The organism is Sporolactobacillus terrae, from assembly GCF_019930545.1.
Taxonomy (GTDB): Bacteria; Bacillota; Bacilli; order Bacillales; family Sporolactobacillaceae; genus Sporolactobacillus; species Sporolactobacillus terrae.
Genome location: NZ_CP082837.1, coordinates 267,215 through 290,191 on the forward strand (window position 1 = coordinate 267,215; position 22,977 = coordinate 290,191).

Annotated in this window: 20 protein-coding genes; 16 read left to right on the plus strand and 4 right to left on the minus strand. The window is 43.9% G+C overall.

Annotated features, from left to right (window positions below; all coding sequences use genetic code 11):
* Positions 1-36 precede the first annotated feature (36 nt).
* Positions 37-459 carry a hypothetical protein gene (locus tag K7399_RS01195; RefSeq protein ID WP_223362451.1) on the minus strand — a complete coding sequence of 141 codons (423 nt, stop codon included), beginning with the start codon at positions 457-459 and terminating at the stop codon, positions 37-39.
* A 141-nt stretch (positions 460-600) separates the two neighbouring features.
* Positions 601-1,794 carry an RNA-guided endonuclease TnpB family protein gene (locus tag K7399_RS01200; RefSeq protein ID WP_028976208.1) on the minus strand — a complete coding sequence of 398 codons (1,194 nt, stop codon included), beginning with the start codon at positions 1,792-1,794 and terminating at the stop codon, positions 601-603.
* Between the two features lie 246 nt (positions 1,795-2,040).
* Here K7399_RS01200 and K7399_RS01205 point away from each other — a divergent pair, with 246 nt between their 5' ends.
* The 7 genes from K7399_RS01205 (at position 2,041) to K7399_RS01235 (ending at position 9,325) form a co-directional block, all read left to right on the plus strand.
* On the plus strand, positions 2,041-2,547 hold the full coding sequence (locus K7399_RS01205; protein WP_051577808.1) for a DUF6141 family protein: 507 nt from the start codon (positions 2,041-2,043) through the stop codon (positions 2,545-2,547).
* Positions 2,548-2,613: 66 nt separating this feature from the next.
* Complete coding sequence (locus K7399_RS01210; RefSeq protein ID WP_415640323.1) at positions 2,614-2,832, plus strand: helix-turn-helix transcriptional regulator; 219 nt, start codon at positions 2,614-2,616, stop codon at positions 2,830-2,832.
* The gene (locus K7399_RS01215; RefSeq protein ID WP_010023978.1) at positions 2,813-3,247 is read left to right on the plus strand and encodes a hypothetical protein; all 435 of its coding nucleotides are present in this window, start codon (positions 2,813-2,815) and stop codon (positions 3,245-3,247) included. Before K7399_RS01210 ends, K7399_RS01215 begins: the two co-directional genes overlap by 20 nt.
* Positions 3,248-3,273: 26 nt before the next feature.
* The gene (locus tag K7399_RS01220; protein WP_028976211.1) at positions 3,274-3,486 is read left to right on the plus strand and encodes a hypothetical protein; all 213 of its coding nucleotides are present in this window, start codon (positions 3,274-3,276) and stop codon (positions 3,484-3,486) included.
* A 304-nt stretch (positions 3,487-3,790) separates the two neighbouring features.
* Entirely contained in the window at positions 3,791-6,445 is a 2,655-nt protein-coding gene (locus tag K7399_RS01225) for a cation-translocating P-type ATPase (RefSeq protein ID WP_028976212.1), read from the plus strand.
* A 596-nt stretch (positions 6,446-7,041) separates the two neighbouring features.
* Positions 7,042-7,815, plus strand: a complete 774-nt coding sequence (locus K7399_RS01230; RefSeq protein WP_028976213.1) for a YiiX/YebB-like N1pC/P60 family cysteine hydrolase — start codon at positions 7,042-7,044, stop codon at positions 7,813-7,815.
* 160 nt (positions 7,816-7,975) lie between these two features.
* On the plus strand, positions 7,976-9,325 hold the full coding sequence (locus K7399_RS01235) for a hypothetical protein (protein WP_028976214.1): 1,350 nt from the start codon (positions 7,976-7,978) through the stop codon (positions 9,323-9,325).
* A gap of 112 nt (positions 9,326-9,437) precedes the next feature.
* On the opposite strand, the gene mmuM is transcribed toward K7399_RS01235, so the two are convergent.
* A complete protein-coding gene (mmuM, locus tag K7399_RS01240) occupies positions 9,438-10,388 on the minus strand; it encodes a homocysteine S-methyltransferase (RefSeq protein ID WP_028976215.1) in 951 nt (316 codons plus the stop codon).
* 47 nt (positions 10,389-10,435) lie between these two features.
* Positions 10,436-11,848 carry a MocR-like transcriptional regulator GabR gene (gabR, locus tag K7399_RS01245; RefSeq protein WP_028976216.1) on the minus strand — a complete coding sequence of 471 codons (1,413 nt, stop codon included), beginning with the start codon at positions 11,846-11,848 and terminating at the stop codon, positions 10,436-10,438.
* 94 nt (positions 11,849-11,942) lie between these two features.
* Here gabR and gabT point away from each other — a divergent pair, with 94 nt between their 5' ends.
* The 9 genes from gabT (at position 11,943) to K7399_RS01290 (ending at position 22,890) form a co-directional block, all read left to right on the plus strand.
* Positions 11,943-13,259, plus strand: a complete 1,317-nt coding sequence (gene gabT / locus K7399_RS01250) for a 4-aminobutyrate--2-oxoglutarate transaminase (RefSeq protein WP_037562968.1) — start codon at positions 11,943-11,945, stop codon at positions 13,257-13,259.
* Between the two features lie 106 nt (positions 13,260-13,365).
* Positions 13,366-14,223 (plus strand): substrate-binding periplasmic protein, encoded by an 858-nt coding sequence (locus tag K7399_RS01255; RefSeq protein ID WP_028976218.1) that lies wholly within the window; start codon positions 13,366-13,368, stop codon positions 14,221-14,223.
* A gap of 129 nt (positions 14,224-14,352) precedes the next feature.
* Entirely contained in the window at positions 14,353-15,060 is a 708-nt protein-coding gene (locus K7399_RS01260; protein ID WP_028976219.1) for an amino acid ABC transporter permease, read from the plus strand.
* A gap of 4 nt (positions 15,061-15,064) precedes the next feature.
* Positions 15,065-15,829 (plus strand): amino acid ABC transporter ATP-binding protein, encoded by a 765-nt coding sequence (locus K7399_RS01265; RefSeq protein ID WP_037562970.1) that lies wholly within the window; start codon positions 15,065-15,067, stop codon positions 15,827-15,829.
* Positions 15,830-16,814: 985 nt separating this feature from the next.
* Positions 16,815-17,507 (plus strand): GntR family transcriptional regulator, encoded by a 693-nt coding sequence (locus tag K7399_RS01270; RefSeq protein WP_028976220.1) that lies wholly within the window; start codon positions 16,815-16,817, stop codon positions 17,505-17,507.
* 127 nt (positions 17,508-17,634) lie between these two features.
* Positions 17,635-19,176 carry a gluconokinase gene (gene gntK / locus K7399_RS01275; RefSeq protein ID WP_028976221.1) on the plus strand — a complete coding sequence of 514 codons (1,542 nt, stop codon included), beginning with the start codon at positions 17,635-17,637 and terminating at the stop codon, positions 19,174-19,176.
* A gap of 57 nt (positions 19,177-19,233) precedes the next feature.
* Positions 19,234-20,901 carry a dihydroxy-acid dehydratase gene (gene ilvD / locus K7399_RS01280; RefSeq protein WP_037562962.1) on the plus strand — a complete coding sequence of 556 codons (1,668 nt, stop codon included), beginning with the start codon at positions 19,234-19,236 and terminating at the stop codon, positions 20,899-20,901.
* A complete protein-coding gene (locus tag K7399_RS01285) occupies positions 20,885-21,523 on the plus strand; it encodes a bifunctional 2-keto-4-hydroxyglutarate aldolase/2-keto-3-deoxy-6-phosphogluconate aldolase (protein WP_028976222.1) in 639 nt (212 codons plus the stop codon). The genes ilvD and K7399_RS01285 overlap by 17 nt, the downstream gene beginning before the upstream one ends.
* A 38-nt stretch (positions 21,524-21,561) precedes the next feature.
* On the plus strand, positions 21,562-22,890 hold the full coding sequence (locus tag K7399_RS01290) for a GntT/GntP/DsdX family permease (RefSeq protein ID WP_028976223.1): 1,329 nt from the start codon (positions 21,562-21,564) through the stop codon (positions 22,888-22,890).
* Positions 22,891-22,977: the final 87 nt, after the last annotated feature.

The following is a 22,977-nucleotide window of genomic DNA, read 5'->3' on the forward strand; positions in this document are numbered from 1 at the left end:
GACAACGATACAGAGAATCATCGGAAAGTACGTAAATCATTCGCTCTCATCAATGGTAAACCGGACCACTTGATTGTTTTTTGTTGGCGTGATGTATTTTCGGATTGGAAGATCTTGCTTAGTTTCGGCAGGTGCATGGTGATTCGCGGTTTCTTTGTGTTTCTTTTTCATGGCTTGGATCGGATTGTTGACGGAAGCTGACAGATCGATCCGATACTCAGATTCTTTGTCTAGAAGAAAGGATGCCGTTGTCTTTTTTATCCAATTGATCCGATAATACATGAGCGTGTTGGGATCTGGATGCGTTTTGTTGATACTGATTCCGAAGTAGTGAAAACGTCCGGTATGATCTTCAATGTGAATCATTACGTTCACTTTTTTTACTTGAAGCGGCAAGTCTTTTGTTGGATGAGCCTGCGTACATCCTAATAAAAGAATGACTAGCCCGATAAACAGCAAGCAGATTTCTTCATGTTTTTCCCACCTCGCTCTTTGTATTATAATAATCTTTAGAAAGATCGGAAAGATGTGACCTTTGTGAACTACATCGGTACTAAAGTACCGAGCTTCTGGGAACACTGCTTACTTACTCCTGATCTTTCAATCAGGAGCAGAGGTTACAGTTCTTTTACCAAGGCTTATACCAAGCCCATTGTTTAAGATGTTTTTCGCTGCGTTTATGTCGCGGTCATGATGTGTTTGGCACGAAGGACACGTCCATTCCCGGATGTCTAACGTGTGTTTCCCATCATCATGCCCACAATGAGAACAGATTTGTGAGGTCTTGTGGGGATTAACGACAATAAGCTGCTTCCCATACCAAGCACTTTTGTACTCAAGCATCCGGCGCAGTTCCCGCCAGGCTTGGTTTGCGATTGCCCGTGCCAACTTGTGATTGTGCAGCATATTTTGGGTTTTTAAATTTTCAATAACGAGCAGATCATACTTTTTAACCAGTTGCGTCGTAATCTGATGCAGATAATTCTGGCGTTGATTGGCGATTTTTTCATGATAGTTGGCTACCATTAACTTAGCTTTTTGAACGTTTTTAAAGTCGGAAAACTGCCTTGGATGGAGCACGTGATTGCGGTTGTCCCAGGCCATTTCTTTTTTCGCTCGTAAGCTGCGTCTTGCGAATCGTTTTTCCCAATAACGCTTTTTTGGGGCGAGCTTTTTATCAAACCGAATACTGGGGAATCTAATGCCATCCGAACCGATGAGCAAATCACTGACGCCCATATCTAAGCCGATTTGCTTATTTGTTTTCTCAAATGCTTGGTTTTCGCATTCGACGAGTAAGACGGCGTAGTATTTACCGGTAAACGATTGTTTGATCGTCACTGATTTAATGGTATCGGGGATGGATATTCCTGTTTTAAGACGCATCACGCCTAGTTTGGGGCATTTTAGGTAATGAGGTGCGACCTGCCTTATGTTCTGATTGACGCATTTCGATTGATAGGATTGCTTTAAAAACTTCTTTGACTTGAACTTTGGGAACCCGCGCTTCTCTTTAAAGAATTTTTTATAGGCTTCAATTAAATCATGATTGGTGGCCTGAAGGCTTGTACTTTCTGCTTCTTTTAACCAGGGGAATTCGTTCTTCAATGCAGGAAGCAACAGATTTAAGGCATAGGCATTTAAAAATGGGGCTTGTGGGTTGTTTTTATAGCGCTCGATCAGCATGTTCAGCATTTGATTCCAAACAAAGCGGTTATAACCAAAGTTTAAGTGCATCATTAATTTCTGTTTTTCGTTTGGGTAGATGCGTACTTTAAGTCCTTTTAAGGTCATGGATTCACCTCTTTTCACGACTTAATTATAGCACGTACGTTCGTTTTTTAACAACGATTTAAACGGTTACCAAACAAAGAACGGAGACCCTAGACGCCGATTCACCTAGGTAATGAATTGCCGAGTTTTCTCAGGCTGGTCTCCTCTATAAAGTGTCGGCTGGGGTTTCGCTCATCATTCATGGCGGGGGACACCGCCATGAATGATTTGAATGCTGTGGTGAAAGCGTTCTGAAGGGAGTGGATGATGTTGTCATCTGTTTATTTCCGCGAAGTTCAAAAAATGAAGCAATGGTGGTTATGGATTGTGGTTCTGGGCATTTCGGGACTCATTTGGTATGGCTTTATCAGTCAGATTTTTTTCAATAAACCGTTTGGCACGAATCCAATGCCCAATGCGATGATGATTGTTTTCTTTATTATTTTCGGGTGTGTTTTTCCGATCTTTTTTGCTCAAGTGCGTTTAACATGCGAAGTGAGAAAGGATGGGCTTTATGTCTGTTTTTTTCCGTTTCACCTTCGTCCGCGATGCTTCGGGTGGAATGCAATAAGTAGCTATCGAATCATTGACGATCAGCCAATGTCCAGGTTTGGCGGCTGGGGTATCCGATTCAATCTCCGTGGTGAGAAAGCATACACGGTAAGTGGTACGCAGGCGATCGAACTCGTCTTGAACGCTGGACAAATCGTTGTCATCGGTTCGTCCAATGCCGCAAAACTGAAAAATTCGATGGATTTCGCACATAGAATGTAAACTATATATTGCATATTATGTAATATATAGTTTACAATATTGTTATGGAGGTGATCCTATTCTTTGATGAATTCTGTAAAACATGCTCGGATGGAGAGGGGCATGACGCAAGTGCAACTTGCAGAAAAAACTGGGGTAACTCGGCAGACCATTAGTCTTATTGAAAAAGGAAAATATAACCCGACGCTTAAATTATGTTTGTCAATTTGTTACGCCGTAGGCAAATCACTGGATCAACTTTTTTGGGTAAACGAGGGGGAAAAACGTGAAGAAAATTACCGATGAACGATTAATCCTTGTCAATTTAAAAAACATTCGTATTGCTTTTGTATGCCAAACGCTTGGCATTCTTGCAACCTTATTTTACACAGCGTTTCGCAGTGGAGCAGATATTGCGTTTCAATCACCCTTATTTTTTGTCTTAATCATGACAAATGTACTTCTCATCTTTCTACAAATGAGGGTAACAGCCGATGTTGAGGAAACCGAGAGAAAACGAAAGAAAGTCCTGCCGTACTATGCTTGTGTCCTCATATCGCTGGCTGTCGGGGCGATCATTGGCACGGTTGCTTGGACTTTTGATCGCCAGCACCCGTTAAGTGCGTGGATCATCGGTATCGTATTTTTTGTCTGCTTTCTTGCTTCCTATTCGCTGATGTACTTCTTAAAGAAAAAACGCAGCGAAGATGATGATGAATGAGCGTTTAAAAAAGGAGGCGGTTCTGCGTGGGGTTCTTTTCACGATTAAAGCAGAATTATGTTTTCAAATGTTCGGAATGCGGCAAGACAATTGAACCTGGTGAATTTATGTGTGTGATGGCCAAATCGCCGGAAAAGGCTTGGTATGGCGTCACTGAAACCGTCATTCATCGTTTTGTTAAAGATACAGGCGGGAAGATCTATTGCAAGGCGTGTTTTGAACGCAACTATGGAGAATAGAGCGAAGAACTGTTTTTAAATCGTCACGTTTCCGGCAAGGAGTGAACCACGATGAACCTCAGAAAGTCAGATTTTCATCAACAATGCGTTCTCGTGATCAACTCAGAGGCGGCACTTTAATACAACTTTATTTTTGAATGCGCTTACTTTTCTATATTTTTAATGAATCCGCTTTTCAAATCATAGTGTAAATGAGTTCGACCATTTTTTCTAAAAAAATGGTTGTATTCCGTTGTTGAATCTCAAAAAAGGGTAAAGATAAGTGAACGGATTATTTGTTGTGAAGGAAGGATGGTGCGACGCATTGAACTGGTTTTCACAAAATGCAGAACAAGTGCTGCAGGAGCTCAATGTCGATCCGAAGCAAGGGCTCTCGGATGCAGAGATTCAATCAAGACTTGAGAAATACGGCGAGAATAAATTAAAGGGCAAGAAAAAGAAAAGCCTGGCTGCACTTTTTTTTGCTCAGCTTAAGGATATGTTGATTTATGTATTGCTCGGGGCGGCAGTGATCACGCTGCTGATCGGCGAGTATGCCGACGCGATCATTATTTTGCTTGTTGTTCTTTTGAATGCGGTCATCGGTGTCTTTCAGGAGTTTAAAGCGGAGAAAGCGATCGAAGCACTGCAAAAAATGACGACGCCTCGCGCCTTGGTGCGCCGCAATGGCGCTGTTGTTGAAATTGATTCCAAGGAGATTGTTCCCGGTGATATTGTTGTGCTTGATGCAGGGCGGTATATTCCTGCCGATCTCCGTTTAACGGAGAGTGCCAATTTGCAAATTGAGGAATCGGCGCTGACCGGCGAATCCGTTCCCTCAGAAAAGCATGCGGCGCGTCTTTTTGAGGATCCGAAAACCCCGCTTGGCGATCTCGCCAACATGGCGTTTATGTCGACACTTGTGACCTACGGACGTGCGGAAGGCGTGGTCGTAGGGACGGGGATGAATACTGAAATTGGCAAAATTGCCAAAGGACTTGACGAAACGCAGACAGATCTGACACCGCTGCAGAAACGGCTGGCCGGGCTGGGAAAAACACTTGGCTATCTTGCGATTGGCATCTGTGTGCTGATTTTCATCATTGCACTCATCCAACGGCGGGATTTATTTGAAATGTTTCTTACCGCGATCAGTCTGGCCGTCGCTGCGATTCCGGAGGGCCTTCCAGCGATTGTCGCCATTGTGTTGGCACTAGGTGTGACGCGCATGTCGAAAATCAACGCGATTGTTAAACGACTTCCGGCGGTTGAAACCCTCGGGTCGGTAAACATTATTTGTTCGGATAAAACAGGAACACTGACGCAAAACAAAATGACGGTCTTGCATGTGTATACCCACCGCAAATTTCTTGATGTTCCCTCTGAAGGAACGGCGACTGCATCGGAAAGTACGCAGAAAAAATTAATTCAGACTATGGTGCTTTGTAATGATGCAACGCTTGATGATGGCGAAGGCACCGGCGACCCAACCGAGATTGCATTAGTCGTTTTGGGAAATAAATACCATTTCCCAAAACGTGAGCTGGAAGCGGCACATGAACGTGTGGCGGAACGGCCGTTTGACTCGGATCGCAAGCTGATGTCAACGGTTAACAAAGAGGGCGACCACTACCGCGTTCATACGAAGGGGGCTTTCGACAGTATTTTAAAGATCGCCACGCATGCGCTGGTTAATGGTGAAAAAGTGCCGCTTACCGACGACCTTAAAGCGGATTTTCTCAGAGCCGCTGAAGAGATGTCCGATCAAGCCTTACGTGTGCTTGGTGCGGCCTATAAGGATAGCGATGAAGTGGTTGAACCGGATCAGATGGAAAACGACCTGACGATTCTTGGATTGGTGGGAATGATCGATCCGCCGCGCCTCGAAGTAAAGGACGCGATCCGTCAAGCGAAAGAAGCAGGCATTACGCCGGTGATGATTACCGGTGATCACCAGCATACCGCTGCGGCCATTGCGATGCAGCTTGGTATGGCCGAATCACTCGATCAATCCATTTCCGGTAGCCAGCTGGATGCGATGAGTGATGATGAATTGAAGCAAAAAATTAATCATTACCGCGTCTTCTCCCGTGTATCTCCGGAGCATAAGGTGAAGATCGTCAACGCGTTCCGGTCTCACGGCAACATCGTATCGATGACCGGTGACGGGGTCAATGATGCCCCGTCACTCAAAAATGCGGACATTGGTGTGGCGATGGGGATTACCGGTACCGATGTTTCCAAAGGCGCAAGCGACATGATTCTAACCGATGATAATTTCACGACCATTGTTGCGGCAATCCGCGAAGGGCGCAACATCTACAATAACATTAAAAAATCCGTTGTTTTTCTGCTTTCCTGTAACTTAGGCGAGATTGTGGCGATATTAGCATCTGTACTCTTTTTCTGGCCGATGCCGCTTTTGCCGACCCAAATTTTATGGATTAACTTGATCACGGATACATTTCCGGCCATCGCACTTGGCGTCGATCCGGGCGACAACGATGTGATGAAGAAGAAACCGCGTAATCCAAAAGAAAGTTTCTTTGCCGGTGGAGCCGCTTTTCGTGCTATTATTGGCGGACTGCTGATCGGCATTTTGACCTTGGTTGCTTTCTACTTTGGTTTGAATGAGCATGGGTACCAGCTTTGGTCCGGCGCAATTCCGGAAGATGTCCTCACCTATGCAGAGACGATGGCATTCGTTGTCCTTGCTGTATCGCAGCTGTTCTATTCGTTGTCGATGCGCAGTGCAACGCATTCGATTCTTCACGTCGGGCTGTTTTCAAATAAATACTTGATCGGCGCGATCATCCTCGGAATTGTTTTGCAATTTGCCGTAATCTCCATCCCGATCCTCGCCGGCGCCTTCCATGTGCAAATGCTGACGCTGCGCGATTGGATTATTGTGATTGCCTTTGCGTTAGTACCGCTTGTCGTTAATGAAATAATTAAGGTATTTACACGCTACGTCAAGTAAATAAAATCATTTGAAAAGCCATGAGCGTCAAGCGTTCATGGCTTTTTTGCGAGCGAAAATCCTTCACTATGCGGGGGAGTATCTAAATACCATCCTTTGGTGGTTTTGATTTTGTAATGTGTTTATTGAAAATCGGTAAATTGTATTGTGAATACAGATTATTAATAATTATAATTAATTTGTTGAAAATTCAAGTACTCCACAAACAAATTTATTTATTTGTTTGACCCATTTCTTATTATGGTTGTTTCCTCTACAGAAGCCTGCACACCGTTGTATTCCATCATTGAAATCTGAAACAGCCCTACACCCATTAATAAAAATAGCAAATTATCTTTTAATTGGTAGATTCTTCGTTTTCTACACTTTTTAACTTTTATTTACTTAGTCATATTGATTCAAACGCGCAACATTAAGGAGGTGATTAAAGAGGCTCACTCATTTTAAGATTTTCATTCAAGAACAAGAGGAATTGGAGGTGCATACAGTAGTTCAATCCAATCAAAATGAAGAAAGAGACAGGACCAAGAAGACTTCGCAAATCAATTAAGGAACTTGTAATAAGTTCAAATCTCATTATATGAGGAGCTAATAAAATGACATTAAAAAAGTTAGTGCCTTTTATTGCGGTTTTTGTTGTAGCATTGATATTTGGCGGAACTCATGCATTTGCGGAGGATAACAAGAGTAACCCGATAAATCTTTTAACAGATAAACAAAAAGTTGAATTTAAAGAAGATATCAAAAAAATTGAAAATAGTGCTGATAACAAAAAAACTTTAAACGATGAACAGAAAAAAGAATTGGCACAGGATCTAATTAATATTGAAAAAGTAAAAAATAAAGGTGTTGACAAAGAACAAGTTTCTAAGACGTTACCGGTGATCAAAAAAGCAGATCCCGAAAAGTACAATAATATCAGCGCGGAATTGAGTGCGAAATCTGCAAGTGTTAAGGGACGTATGGGAACTAATGGTGATGTACTTGTTACTTATGACAATAAATTTATTGTTTGGCGTCATGGGCACGCGGCTATTGTATTGCATGATAATAACAAAATTGTTGAAGCTTGGCCTGATGAAGGAGTTAGAGTAGCAAAAAATAATTGGGGTGATCGTTTCAGTTCGCATAAAAAGTTTTATATCTTACACGCGGGGGCACAAAGGTATACTGCAGCTCAATCCTATGCCTATAGTAAAAGAAGGAAACCATACTCACTGCTTGTATCAAAAGGAGATAAAAGTGCCTATTACTGCTCGCAACTTGTGTGGCAATCATGGAGACCCCAAAGGTTTAATCTAGATAGTAATGGTGGTTTTTTTGTCACTCCCGCTGATCTGGAAAATGATTCACAAACGGTTCAATATTAACATTTCTTAATAAAGAGCAAATTTCGTTATAAAAACAGTATACCTATGACTCAGAGAAGCGGTGCGCTGAATGATCTTCAGTATACCGTTAATACCTAAAAATAAGGGTAATTTCTCTGAGCCTTTTGTTCAACGAAGTATTCTCAGGAGGATTAATAATATGGAGAATTCACCCATATGGTTAGACGTCATTTTTTGCTCGTTTTTACTGGCAACGCTGCTTGGTCTACTTTTCTGCCTATTTCGCAGACGAAGAATTATTTTTTCTCTTTTTGCACTCTTCGCGCTCATAACTGCTCCGCTAACGTTTATGCTCGTTGCATTAGGACGTGCAGAAAATTTTAATGAATTTGAATGGCTGATCCATGAGGCCGTTCATGGTTCGCCCATTGCCATTTATTCCGTTGCCGGTTTCCTCTATTTATTTTTATGGTGGGGGTTGATCTTAAAAAACACGATCAAATGGACCCGTACAAGAATAATCATTTTATGCATTGCGGCGGCACTCCTTATTTCCGCTTACCCGGTCATTCACTGGATTGACGAACTGACCCGTTCTCCAATCAGCATTCAAAACTATTCATTTATTTATTCGCATCCATTTGATGGCACCAGTTATTTCATCACAACGCAAAGTGGGAAACATTTCGTGACAAATCCGCTTGATGTCGGCGATATTGAATCGATACAGAGCAATCGTATTAAGTCAGGCAGTTATTACCTGATCAGCACTCATGCGAAGGCTTATTATTTACTGGAACAACACAGTACCAAATTAATCGAGGAAAAAACGCCGCAACCGTTAACCTTTTTAGTAAATGGTCCAAAGCTGACCATAATGTCCTACAACGAATCCGTAAATCACAATGTACTGCATGTGGACGATGGGAGATATCAAAAAAAGTATAACTTGCCCTTTACCGGATATTTAGAAACGGCTTTATATACGGATCAATCAATATATGTACTGAATGATTCCATTGACAAAGATCAATCCGTTGTAGCGGTTATTAATCGAGAGAATGGAAAGGTGATCAAACAAATTAAGCTCAATGAGAACGCAATGAGTTTGATCCGTTTTAACGATAAACTTGTCATTGATACACGCCATCAATTGTCCACTATTGATTTGAAAGACAATTATCACGTGAAGCGAGTGAATTATCCTACCGAACCTGACGCACCATCAAATAGTCTGTATGTTTTCAACAACAATTTGTATGCAACATTTGTCGATCAAAACGAACGTGTGCATGTGTGGAAAGTGAATGAGAATTTTAAAACATTGAGTGATAAAAAAATCGATTTGCCTTCAATAGGATTACTGTCTTCAATAAAGTTTTCCAACCGGAAATTATATTTGCTCACTCAATACAATGGTGATGAAAAGGGAACTGAAGCTCAATTCGGAGGCAAATTTACCGCCTATAACATTGACACGTTAAAGCAGGAGTTTAGCTTCCGTATACCCAAAAGGAAAGTTAAGGTTCAGGACTTCGTTGTCAGATAAGATAGCTAGGCTCTAAACAAAATGTACCCGATTCGAGATGTTTCTGATTTACCATCACGGTGTGCACGGACTTGTGACCGATCTTCACCCACTAAATTTAGTCAACTTGTTCTTATGCGCGCGCCCATTCGGCAATTTCACGAATATCATCGGGTGAGGTGCGGCAGCAGCCGCCGATCAGTGATGCTCCGGCCTTTGCCCACATTTGAGAGGCTTCGTAAAAACTTGGACGATGCTTTGATGAAATCCAGATTTTCTTAATCGGATGATATTTCTCACCGGAGTTTGGATAAGCGACAATTGGCTTGTTTGTTGCTGCTCGGATAGCAGTTATCGCATGCTCAATTTTCATCATCGAAAAGCAGTTCACGCCAATGGCTGCGATTTGATCGTTGTCCTTGAAAAATGCGGCGGCTTCGGCAAGCGGCGTTCCGTCGCATAGATGCTCGGGGTCTTTCAAACTGAACGACAGCCAGGCTTCATCTTGAGGAAAGGCATCACGCAGCAGTTTGGCAAGTGCCTGAGTCTCTGCAAAGTTCGGCATGGTCTCAAAAGCGAAAAGATCTGTACCCGCTTTTTTTAATAGCTGCATACGCGATTGATGAAACATACGGTAGCCGCCTTCGTTCAAGGTATAGTCTCCGCTATATTCAGAACCATCGGCGAGGTATGCGCCGTAAGGACCAACGCTTCCAGCGATCAGCGGATAAGGGCGTGATGCCTGCTGCTGCGGGGAGAGGCTCGCCCAAAATTCGGCGCGTGCATGAGCGGCAAGCTGAACCGTTTTGCAAATAATCTGCTCTGCTTCTTGTTCCGAATAGCCGCTTTGCTGGAAGCCAAGCAACGTTGCTTGATACGTATTGGTGGTTGCAATATCGGCCCCGGACTTGAAATAGTCCAGATGCACCTGTTTGACAATCTCGGGATGTTCTTGAATAATAGCGGCCGACCACAGCTCGCTGTCCAGCGCGATCCCATGCTTTTCAATCTCCGTTGCCATTGCACCATCGAGAATGATCGGATTGTATTGTTTCAGCAGTTTGCTTAATTTCGTCTGTGTCATGGATAGCCTTCTTTCTATGGGACTTCTTTTATTATACAAGATAAACTTTATTGATAAATTGAATAATAGAGGCGATCAACCCCTTCATCAATTTTATCGAGAGGCAGGTTGGCGAAGCCCAGAATGAATGCTGGTTTTGAATAAAGATAGGATCCATCAAGACAATAGGGCTTAAGGTTATACAGTTCCAGTTTACATGATTTGGCACGATGTGCGATCTCGTCAATTGTTCGCCTGGTATCAAACGCTGCGGTGAAATGGAGGCCAGCGTTTGCACCATGCATGGTCATTAACGATCCAAAGCGATTTTTTAAGTGCTTAATGAGTTTTTTTTGCCGTTCAATGTAAACCTGTTTCATATGCTTAATATGTTTGCGGTATGCACCTGAATCAATAAACTGCTGTACGGTCAGTTGTCCTAATGCGTTGCTCGTAGACATGATGAAACTGCATTTTTCTCGATACTTTTTCAGTAAATGCTGAGGAAGAATCATGTAGCTCAAGCGCAATCCGGGCAGAAGTGACTTAGAGAAGGTTCCGAAATAGATGACTCGACCACAGCTATCAAGCCCTTGAAGTGATGGAATGGTATCGGTTTGATATTTAAATTCACTATCATAATCATCTTCAATGATATACCTGTTTTCCGACTCGGCAGCCCAGTTGAGTAATTGTATGCGTCTGGAAATCGGCATCACGACGCCTGACGGAAATTGATGGGAAGGCGTAACATAGACAACATTTGGATTGGTCTTTCTTAAAAGATTGATTGATATCCCTTTATGATCCAAAATGATCGTTTTTAAACGCATCTGTTCCATCTTTAGTAATTCATAGATGCGCCGATATCCAGGGTTTTCCATCGCATATAATGTGCTTTCGTCAAATAATTGCCGCAGTATATAAAAGAGAAATTGAGTGCCTCCTCCTAAAACAATTTGCTCTGGAAAGCATTTTACGCCTCGCGTGACTGAAAGGAATCGGCTGATTGTTTGACGCACAGAATAAATCCCTTGAGGAAAGCGGGAGGAATCATCGTTCAGTTCTAATTGACTGCGTTTTAAGGCCGTGTGCTCACAGGCGAGCCAGCTGTCGAACGGGAAAATAGACCGGTCAACAGACATATGTGAAAAAGATATCCAATTTTTCTTGGATGCTCTATCTTCAATCAGACTTGGATCAAGAGCTGGGGGAACATCTTTAGAAAGGGGGAGTGTATCTAATTTTTCCACATAAAAACCACTCCGTTCAATGGCATAGATATAGCCCTCTTCCAGTAATTGTTGATATGCTCCGTTAACTGAATTAACACTAACACGTAAGGTATCAGCCAATTCTCGCTTGGATGGCAGTTTTTCGTGCGGTAAGAAATGGTGAAGAAGAATATCTTTCTTTAATTGCTTGTAAATTTGTCTGTATATATATTCATTTGAATGAAGATCGATCGATAATGCGAGCATAGGATCCCTCTGATACCATAATTTTTTGAATTTTGATACTATACATAATACCAAATAATTTGCAAAATATCTATTAAAGGGAGTGAGCAAAGTGGTGAAAGAATTGTTGGAAGGAAATCTAACAAAAAAGTGGCAGGATAAACGGGATCGATACGTTGCTTCCGCTGTAGGAAATGGGAATCGGCATATTGCAGCAGAAGCTAAAGGGGCATTGGTCACCGATATTGATGGGAATGCATTCATTGATTTTGCCGGAGCGATTGGTGTTCAAAATGTAGGGCATTGTCATCCAAAAGTGATTAAAGCGGTAAAAGAACAACTCGAACATTTTATCCATCCAGGGTTTAATGTCATGATGTATCCGGGATACATTGAACTCTGTAAACGTTTATGTGAAATTGTTCCAGGAGAATTTGCCAAAAAAGCGATTTTACTCAACTCCGGGGCAGAAGCGGTTGAAAACGCGGTGAAAATTGCTCGCGCTTATACCGGCAGACAAGCTGTCGTGACCTTTGATCGTGCTTTTCATGGAAGAACCAACCTTACCATGAGCATGACAAGCAAAGTGAAACCGTACAAGTTTGGCTTTGGACCTTTTGCACCGGAAACCTATAAGGCACCGTATCCTTATGACTATCGCAAACCTGAGGGAATCTCTAGTGAGGATTATGACGAGACAATGATTGAACAATTTAACGATTTCTTCTTAAGTCAAGTTTCGCCTGAATTGGTTGCCTGCATCGTGATGGAGCCTGTTCAGGGTGAAGGAGGATTTATTATTCCTTCAAAACGATTTGTTAAATACGTCCGTGATTTTTGTACCGAGCATGGTATTGTCTTTATTGCAGACGAAATTCAGGCTGGATTTGCCCGTACAGGCAAAATGTTTTCCATTGAACACTTTGATGTGGTTCCGGATTTAATGACTATCTCTAAATCAATTGCTGCTGGATTCCCGCTAAGCGGCGTTGTCGGAAAGGCTGAGATGATCGACTCTTGCGGATTAAAAGGATCACTTGGTGGAACCTATTGTGGTAGTCCCATTGCCTGCGCTGCGGCACTTGCGGTGCTCGACATCATTGAAGAGGAGCATCTCATTGAGCGTGCGGAAAAAATCGGTGCGATCATTGAAGCGCGTGCTGAGGAATGGGCAGATACGTATCACTCGATTGGCGATATTCGTAGACTTGGTGCAATGGTTGCAATTGAATTTGTTAAAGATAAACAAAGTAAAGAACCGGACAAGGAACTTGTGAAGCGACTTGTAACCTATTGTAACCAGCATGGTTTGTTATTACTTGATGCCGGTTTGAAAGGAAATTGCATTCGCTTCCTATCCCCGCTTACGATTACAGAGGTTCAATTGAATCAAGGACTCGCTATCATTGAGGACGCTTTAAATTCGATATAATACATTCGGTTTTTATTCTGAATCGGCGTACGATCGATATTATCGATTGAAAATTAAAATATTGTGTTATGATTTGATAACTATGAAAATTTAGGAGGATTAATTCATGAAGCGATGGTTGCTATCTTTCCTTTCTCTTGTTTTGATCGTTGGCGTTCTATCCGCTTGTGGATCGAATGGATCGAGCAGTTCAGGTTCAAAGGACTCTTCATCCAGTAAATCAAGCGATACGTTGGCAGCTGCTAAAAAGAAGGGCGTGCTTGTTGTCGGTTCTTCCAATGATGCACCGTTTGCCTTTATTGATCAGAAAACAAAAAAGTTCACGGGTATCGATGCTGAGATTATTAAAGAAGTTGCCCGAAGACTTGGAATTCCAAAAGTAGAAATGAAACAGACAAAATTCGAGAATTTGCTTCTTGAGTTGAATAACAAGAATATCGATTTAGTCACTGATGCCATGTACATTAATCCGCAACGCGAAAAGATCGCTAAATTTACCACAGTATGGTACACCGAAGGCGAAGCATTCATCATTCCCAAAAAATCATCAATCAAAAGCGCAAATGATTTGAAAAATAAAGTAATCGGCGCTCAGAAAGGTACGGCGTTCTATGATTTTGCAAATAAAATGAAAAAAGAAGGCAAAATCAAGCAGGTCAATGTTTTTGGTTCGCAATCGGATCTGCTTTTGGCAGCGAATACGGGTAAAATTGATGCGCTAGTAACGGATGGAGCAGTAGCGGCTTACAGTTTAAAACAAGATCCTTCATTGAATTTAAAAATTCTTGATCCCTACACGCCTCAAGCAGCCGGAATGATTGGTGCTGCAGCAAGAAAGAGTGATACCAAGCTCGTTAACGCAATCAATAAGCAAATCAATAACTTGAAGGAGAATGGATTTATTAAAAAAATACTCAAGAAATACGGTATGCCTGATAACTATTTCGTTCCAGTTCAAGACTAATACAGTGTTCAATCTAAAATCAGAGTTGTTCTTTCTTCATCAAAGATTAACTCTGATTTCTACTATTGTTAGAGGTGAGTCGGTAAAGGCCGGCTAGCGAGAATTGATTGATGAATGAGGTGCTAAAGAATGGAGATACTCAGTCATTTGGATTTTTCTACTGCATTAAACGAGTTAACACCGGAGTTATGGCAAGGGTTGCTCATTGCACTTGAGGCGACAGTTGGTGGATTTGTGCTTGCCGTTATCCTTAGTGTTCTGCTTGCAGTTGGACGTCTGTCGAAATATAAATTTTTAAGAGGAATCCTTGTTGTGCTATTGGAAATTGTACGCGGAACGCCGCTTCTTGTTCAGCTTGTTTATATGTTTTATGTCGTTCCTTTACTTGTTTCCTTGATCGTTCAATTTTTTATCCCAAACTATCAATTTCAATTAAATCCACTTCTTGCCGGGATTCTTGGTCTAGGCATTAACTATGGCTGTTATTTGTCAGAAGTGGTTCGGGCAGCGATCCTGTCCATTGATAAAGGTCAGACGGAGGCAGCCTTGGCGCTTGGCTATACACGTCGTCAAGCATTATGGTCCATTGTAATCCCGCAGGCAACGCGTCAAGCCATTCCGGTTTTTGGAAACTATCTGATTATGATGATTAAAGACACATCGCTGCTTGCTTTTATTACGGTAAATGAATTGCTTTTACGGACACAAGCCTATGCATCGCAAACCTTTTTAACCATCGAATCTTATACAATTTTGGCAATCGCATACCTGATTCTCAGTCTTCCGCTGTCTCAGATTGTCCGATTGCTTGAAAAGAGGTCTTCAAAACATGCCTAAACCAATGATTGAAGTGACTCAGCTCCGTAAGTCATTTGGTGTTCATGAAATATTGAAGGGGATTGATCTAACGATTCGCCAGGGGGAAATCGTTGTCATCATTGGGCCATCTGGTTCGGGAAAGTCTACCTTGCTTCGTTGTCTAAACTGCTTGGAACTGCCAACTTCCGGTAGGGTTAAGGTAGAAGGCGAAAAATTTGCAGATGAATCTGGAAAATATAATGAAAAACGTGTGGCAAGACTTCGAACAGAGATCGGAATGGTTTTTCAAAGTTTTAATCTCTTTCCAATGATGACTTCCATTCAAAACGTGATGGCCGCACAAATAAAAATAAGAAAAAAAACAGCAGAAGCAGCCAAAACAAATGCAGAAAAATATCTAAAAAAGGTTGGACTCGCCGAGCGGATGAATCACTACCCGAGCCAGCTTTCAGGAGGACAGAAACAAAGAGTCGCGATTGCGCGTGCACTGGCTATGGAGCCTAATATTATGCTGTTTGACGAAGCGACTTCAGCACTTGATCCTGAATTAGTTGGTGAAGTCCTCAAGGTTATCCGTGAACTTGCTGATGAAGGAATGACGATGGTTCTTGTCACACATGAAATGCGTTTCGCTGAGGAGATTGGTGATCGAATTATTTTTATGGATAAGGGTGTCATTGTCGAAGAAGGGGAACCAAGTGAACTTTTCAATCATCCAAAGCATGAACGAACGAAGCGATTTATTAATCAGGTCCTTCATCCTGAATCCGAAAAGACGTTGATTTAACGGCTGTATGACGTGCTTTAGCTCACGGGTAGCTGATCCGCATTGAACAAACCTAAAAATTCAAAAGCTAGCTATGACTCGTCAAAGCAGTGCTTACTTAATGAAGTGGCGAGCTCATTTCATAAACGGCGCAATTAGTATGCTTCTTATCGGTGCGAGTCAGCCAGTAAAGGATTTCAGAGAATACTTAGAATGTACCAATCTGCCCTTAGACAATAAAAGCGTTTCTCGTGGACTTGAACTTGGCTACGTTTGACTTCGAATCGCGGTCGACTGTATCTTTCAACCGCCCGTGCAGGAGAAGATACAAAAAATACATGATCGATTATGGAGATCATTTTTTCTGAACGATAAGTTTATGATGGAATAGGGGCGGGATGAATAAGTAGATGGATGTTTGTTGGAGGTGACAATTCCTCCAACTTTTTTCACGGCAACAAAAGATGAGCATTTGATCTGATCAGCTTTCGCGTGCGTTTCTTAATCCAATCCATTTAACAATCCTTTGAATTATTTGTGAAAAACATGTGAACGTCACCCGATTAAAAGTCAAATTACTCAAAAACAACCTTGACAATAGTTTATGGGCAGACTAAGATGAAGCTGTAAAAAGAAAGGGCTTACAAAACTAACGCTGATTGATGAAACGGAAAGACGATGGGCGTTTTATTTTTTGGAATTAAAGTAAGCGCTTTATTTTGTGACCCGACTTGTCGACAAGTATACCGAAGCAAGGGATGTTCATGAATCGTGAACCGTCATGCCTGTAATAAAAAGGTATGGATCAGCCGTCGAATGACGGTGTATGGCGAACCCTCTTTAAGAGACCGTGAAGGGACGAAAACAGAAGCTGCTGTTTTCTAAAGCTCAGAGACATTTCGTTGTTGTTTGGTTGCGTGAATGTAAGCTACAATAGCCTTGTAGTGACACAGTTTTCACAATCAAATGCTCGAGTGAATGAATCGGAGCGACAGGAGAATGGACGATGTTGAAGTTTCCGTCAATGTGGCTAAAAAATGCTTCACTAGGCGATCAAATTGCCAATGAATTACGCCTTAGGATCTTAGAGAATCAGATTAAACCCGGAGAGGTTTTATCAGAAAATAACATTGCCGGGCAGTATGGAACGAGCCGCTCACCGGTTCGCGATGCACTCAAAGCACTTTCTTTAGATGGATTAATTCGGCTTGAACGGATGGGGGCGGTTGTTCTTGGCATGAGTCTAGACGATATTCAAGAACTGTATGATATCCGTGAAATGATCGAAAATTTTGCGCAACAAAAGGTTTCAAAAAAAAATGTGCGTTTTTTGGTTCAAGCGTTACAGCAAAATATTGATAAAATGGAACTTGCAGCAAAGTATGATGATCATAGTGAGTTCGCTTACTATGACCTGCTCTTTCATGAGACCATTGTGCGCCATGCGGAGCATAAGCGTTTGCTGAACCTTTGGAACAGCATGAAGCCGCTTCTGATGTCCGTGATTCTTGTTACAACTGAACGCGTTTTTGCGCAAAGTGAGGAACATGTGCGTTGGGTCGTGGGAAAACATCAACGCATCGTTGAGGCAATTGAGTCGCAGAATGATGGGCTGATTACGAAAACGGTCGGCCGTTATTTTGACGATTCAAAGCATACATTAACGGAATCGTTCAACGACGTTAACCGTCCGAAATAATCCGTATTTGCTTCAGAAAAAAATGCCGCACATCTTGTCGACAAGTCGACAGCTTAAGACTAATTTGTAAGCGTTTTATTAAAGAAATTTCAAAATGTGATGATTTTCACAAAAAGGAGGAGTTATAATGAGTGACTACATGATCGGTGCGGATATCGGCACAACAAGCACCAAAGCAGTCCTTTATAAGACGGATGGAACGATTGTCGCCTACTCAAATATGGGCTATCCCCTCTATACACCGGATGCGTTTACTGCAGAACAAGATCCGGAAGAGATTTTCACTGCAGTTCTTTCAGCAATACGCGAAGTGGTTGCTAAGGGCGGGGTTTCACCCCAATCGATTGCTTTTGTCTCCTTCAGTTGTGCGATGCACAGTTTAGTTCCGGTGGATGCTGAGGGCAAGCCTTTGATGCGCTGCATGACTTGGGCCGATAATCGCAGTATTGAATGGTGCGACAAAATTAAGAGGACGATGGACGGACACGCCATTTATATGAAAACAGGGACACCGATCCACCCAATGTCGCCACTTCCAAAACTCGTATGGATGAAAAACGAACGGGCGGAACTTTTTAATCAAACAAAGAAATTTATATCGATTAAAGAATACATCTTTTACAAATTATTTCACACCTATGTTGTTGATTATTCGATTGCTTCAAGTACAGGGCTGTTTGCCATGAAGACACTGACCTGGGACAAAGACGCCTTGGCTGTCGCAGGGATCACGGAGGCGAATCTTTCCGAACTGGTACCGACGACCCATCAAATGGTCGGCATGGATCCGGTTTATGCCGAGCAAATGGGCCTGAATGCATCGACACCGTTTGTTCTTGGCGCAAGTGACGGCGTTTTGTCAAACTTAGGCGTTAACGCGATTGATCCGGGTGTCGTTGCGGTCACGATTGGAACCAGCGGCGCGATTCGTACGGTGGCCGACAAACCTTCGGCAGATCCGAAAGAGCGCCTCTTCTGCTATGTCCTGACTGAGGATAAATGGGTCATCGGCGGCCCGGTGAATAACGGTGGCGGCGTGTTGCGTTGGGCAAGAGATGAATTTGCCGCTGCCGAAGTGGAGACCGCAAAACGGCTCGGCATTAGTCCTTACGAAGTACTGACGCGCATGGCGGCGCGTGTAAAGGCAGGGTCGGACGGATTAATTTTCCAGCCTTATTTCAGTGGCGAACGGGCGCCGTTATGGAACCCCAATGCCCGCGGTGCTTTCTTTGGCTTGACCTTGCACCATCAGAAACAGCATATGATTCGTGCCGTCCTTGAAGGGATTATCTACAATTTGTACAGCGTGATGCTGGCGATGCGCGAGCGGACCGGCGAACCGAAAAAAATTCAGGCAACCGGCGGATTTGCACGTTCAGCGTTGTGGCGTCAAATGATGGCCGATATTTTCGCACAGCCGGTTAATGTGCCGGAAAGTTTCGAGAGTTCATGCCTCGGCGCTGCGGTGCTCGGCTTGTATGCAACAGGGCGCGTCGACAGTCTGAGTGCGGTAGCGCAAATGGTTGGATCGGTGCACAGTCACGAACCCATCATGGAAAATGTTGAAACCTACCAGCAGCTGTTTCCTGTTTTCCTGCGCCTGTCTCGCAAACTTGAGGATGAGTGGTCGGCAATCGCCGCTTTTCAGCACAAGCAAGTGGATGCGTGAGTTTGTACAACAATTAAAGTCAAAATCTTTCGACAAAAAATTGAGGGGGATAAGATCATGCACAACCGTTTATCACAAATTCAACCCTACACACGGGCTATATTAAAAGGACATCTTTGCTCAAGCGGCGTTCCTTATTCCATGATGGATCGACCGATCATTGCCATCGCCAATTCATGGAATGAAATTGTACCGGGGCATGTTCACCTAAGAGAACTGGCCGATCATATTAAAAAAGGCGTGCTCGAGGCAGGCGGCTATCCGCTTGAATTTAATACGATCGCAGTCTGCGACGGGATCGCGCAAGGTCACGACGGCATGAAATATTCACTGCCGAGCCGCGATGTGATTGCCGACAGTGTTGAAACAATGATTCGCGCACATGAGATCTTTGACGGAATGGTCATGATCAGTTCGTGTGACAAAATCGTACCGGGCATGTTGATGAGTGCGGCACGGCTGAATCTTCCAACGCTTGTCTTTCTCGGCGGCGTGATGCCGAACTACATTAAACCGAAGGAATCGAAAGCCGCGCGTCAGGAGTTCTTAAGCGGCAGTCTGGATGAGCAAGGCCTTGTCGCGGTAACACGCAAATATTATCCATGCGCCGGCGTCTGCCCATTCCTTGGTACGGCAAATACAATGCAAGGCTTATCCGAGGCATTAGGGATGGCACTGCCGAATTCGTCGTGGATGAGAGCGCTTTCCCAAGAGCAGCTTCATGCTGCGGAAGATGCGGGTCGCCGTGCGGTTGAACTGGTCAAAAAGAAAATTCGCGTGCGTGATATTTTAACGAAGGAAGCTTTTGAAAACGCTATCTCAGTACTTTTGGCGATGGGCGGTTCGCTGAATGCTTGTCTGCATTTGCCGGCCATTGCCAAAGAGATTGGCATCGACTTGCCGTTGGATGTGTTCGACCGCATCAGTCGCAAAGTACCGTTTATTGCAGCGGTGACCCCGAATAACAACAATTTCACAACCAATGATCTGCAGCGTGCCGGCGGTGTTCCAGCAATCATGAAGGAACTCAGTCCGCTGCTTCATCTTGATGCATTGACCGTTACCGGCGAGACCGTTAAAGAGAATGTAGCGGGTGCACGGGTTAAAGATCGCGAAATCATTCATCCGCTTGACGCGCCGATTGAAGCGGAGGGCGGCATTGCGGTTCTGAAAGGGAACTTGGCCGAGGATGGTGCACTGATCAAGCAATCGGCGGTTCCGGAAGATTTAATGGCTTTTCAAGGGAAGGCGATTGTCTTTGACTCGGAGGAGCAATTTGATGAAGCCTATCACAACGGAGCGATTCAGGAAAACCAAGTGGTCGTGATTCGTTATGAAGGGCCAAAAGGCGGTCCGGGCATGCGCGAATTACACCGCTGCACAGAGATTCTCTCACGCTACAAGAAAATTGCGCTGATCACGGACGGACGCTTCTCCGGTGCTTCAGCAGGCTTATCGGTTGGCTATATGAGCCCTGAAGCTGCGGAAGGCGGTCCCTTGGCGCTGGTGCGCAACGGTGACCCAATCGCGATTGATGTACCCAATCGTGATTTGACCTTGCTGGTTGATGACGAAACGCTGGAAAAACGAAAAAAGGAAATCAAAGAACCAAATAAAGATGCGAGCAAATTTTTATCACTCTACGCCTCCAGTACGGCCTCTGCAGCACATGGGGCGGTTCGAACCACTTTGAAAGAGGGGAAAACGTATGCTGAAAAAATATGAAACCTTGAACAAACTGAATCAAAAGCGTCTGGTCGCCGTGATTCGCGGGAAGAACGCAGAGGATGCAGTAGCGATCGGTCAGGCAGCGATCAACGGCGGTATTGAAAGTTTAGAGGTGACGCTGACCACACCAAACGGCCTGACGGCATTGCAGCAATTGAAGAAAAAGGAAAAAACGGCGGTGATTGGTGCCGGTTCGGTGCTTGATCCAGAAACGGCTCGCCTGTCGATCATCTACGGCGCTGACTTCATCGTAAGCCCTAATTTTTCAAAAGCAATCAGCGAAGTGTGCAACCTTTATTCGATCCCGTATCTCCCCGGCTGCTTTACGGTGACCGAGATCACCGAAGCGCTTCGTTCCGGCGTTGATGTGATTAAAGCTTTCCCCGGGAGCGTGGCTGGACTTGGTTTCATAAAAAGTATCCATGGTCCGATTCCAAATGTCGCGATCATGCCGACCGGCGGCGTCAATCTGCAAAATGTTGACGAGTGGCTGAATCAAGGCGCTTACGCGGTTGGGATCGGAAGCGTGCTGACCAAAGGTGCAGAAAATGGCAACTATCATGCAGTTGAAGAAAATGCGCACGCGTTCACCGATAAAGTAGGCGTGCTTAACTTCTAGTTCAGTGAGAACCTACCTGTAAATGGAGATGATTCAAGATGAGCAGTATCTATTTGATCAGTATTACGGTTCTGGCCATTGGTCTCGTTATTCTTGGTGTCACCTGGTTTAAATGGCATGCATTTATCAGTTTATCGGTTGCAAGTCTGTTTCTCGGCATTGCTGCCGGACTACCGCTTATGAAAATAGCACAAAGCTATGAAACGGGTGTCGGCGGTATTTTGAGTTCATTGCTTGGTATTCTGGCACTGGGTACGATTTTGGGAAAAATGATGTCGGAATCCGGTGCAGGTCTGCAAATCGCCCAATTTTTTACGCGGGCGTTCGGCGACCGCTTGCTGCCGTGGGCGACTTTTTTTGCCGGTTTAATTATTAGTATTCCCGTATTCTTTGAAGTTGGGCTTGTTATTTTGCTTCCGCTGGTGATTGCAATTCAGAAAACGACAAAGAAGCGTTTGTTGCTGATTGCCATACCAATGATTTCAGCGTTATCAATCTCACACGGGATTGTTCCGCCGCATCCAGGCGCGATGGCCGCCATTGGTATTTTTCACGCAGATGTTGGTCAGGTACTCATCTATTCCTTACTTGTTTCGCTTCCTGCCGGGATCATTGGCGGTCCGATTTTTGCTTACTACATTAGTAAGCGCATACAACCTGTTTCGGAACCTAAAGTGGTTGCTGCCAATGTGTCGGCCAAAACGTATCCGTCAACCTTCGTTTCTTTTTTCACGATTCTTTTGCCGATCATCTTGATGATTGGCGCGGTCGCGGTTCCATTTATTTCAATGCCAGGCTGGCTAGCCGATCTGCTGAATTTTCTCGGACATCCGTTAATTGCTTTGCTTGTCTCCGTCTTCGTTTCCTATTATCTACTTGGTATTCGCCGCGGGATCGGCCGCAAGTTGATTGAAAAGCTGACCGGCGATTCGCTTGCACCGCTCGCATCGATTATGATGATTATCGGAGCCGGCGGTGCATTCAAGCAAGTGCTGATCGCTTCCGGCGTCGGCGGTGCCATTGCTGAATTAGCAACAAATTGGCAGCTTTCACCGCTCGTCATGGCCTTCGTTGTCGCTGGTTTAATTCGGATTGCGACCGGGTCGGCAACGGTTGCGCTGACGACAGCAGCCGGAATTGTTGCGCCGATCGTCGCCAATATGACCGGCGTCAATCTGCCGTTACTGGTGATTGCCACCGGAGCCGGATCGCTGATGTTCTCTCACGTGAACGATGCCGGGTTCTGGCTGGTAAAGGAATACCTGGGACTTAGCGTCAAGCAGACTTTTAAAGTTTGGACGGTATTGGAGACGCTGCTGTCTTTTGCAGCATTTGCTCTTGTTCTCGTACTTGATCTGTTTATCTGAAGACAAAAGAAAACCCGAACGTGCTACGGCTGCGTTCGGATTTTTTGCTTTTGGATTTACTTGAGACCGGCAATTAGGACTCAGCCG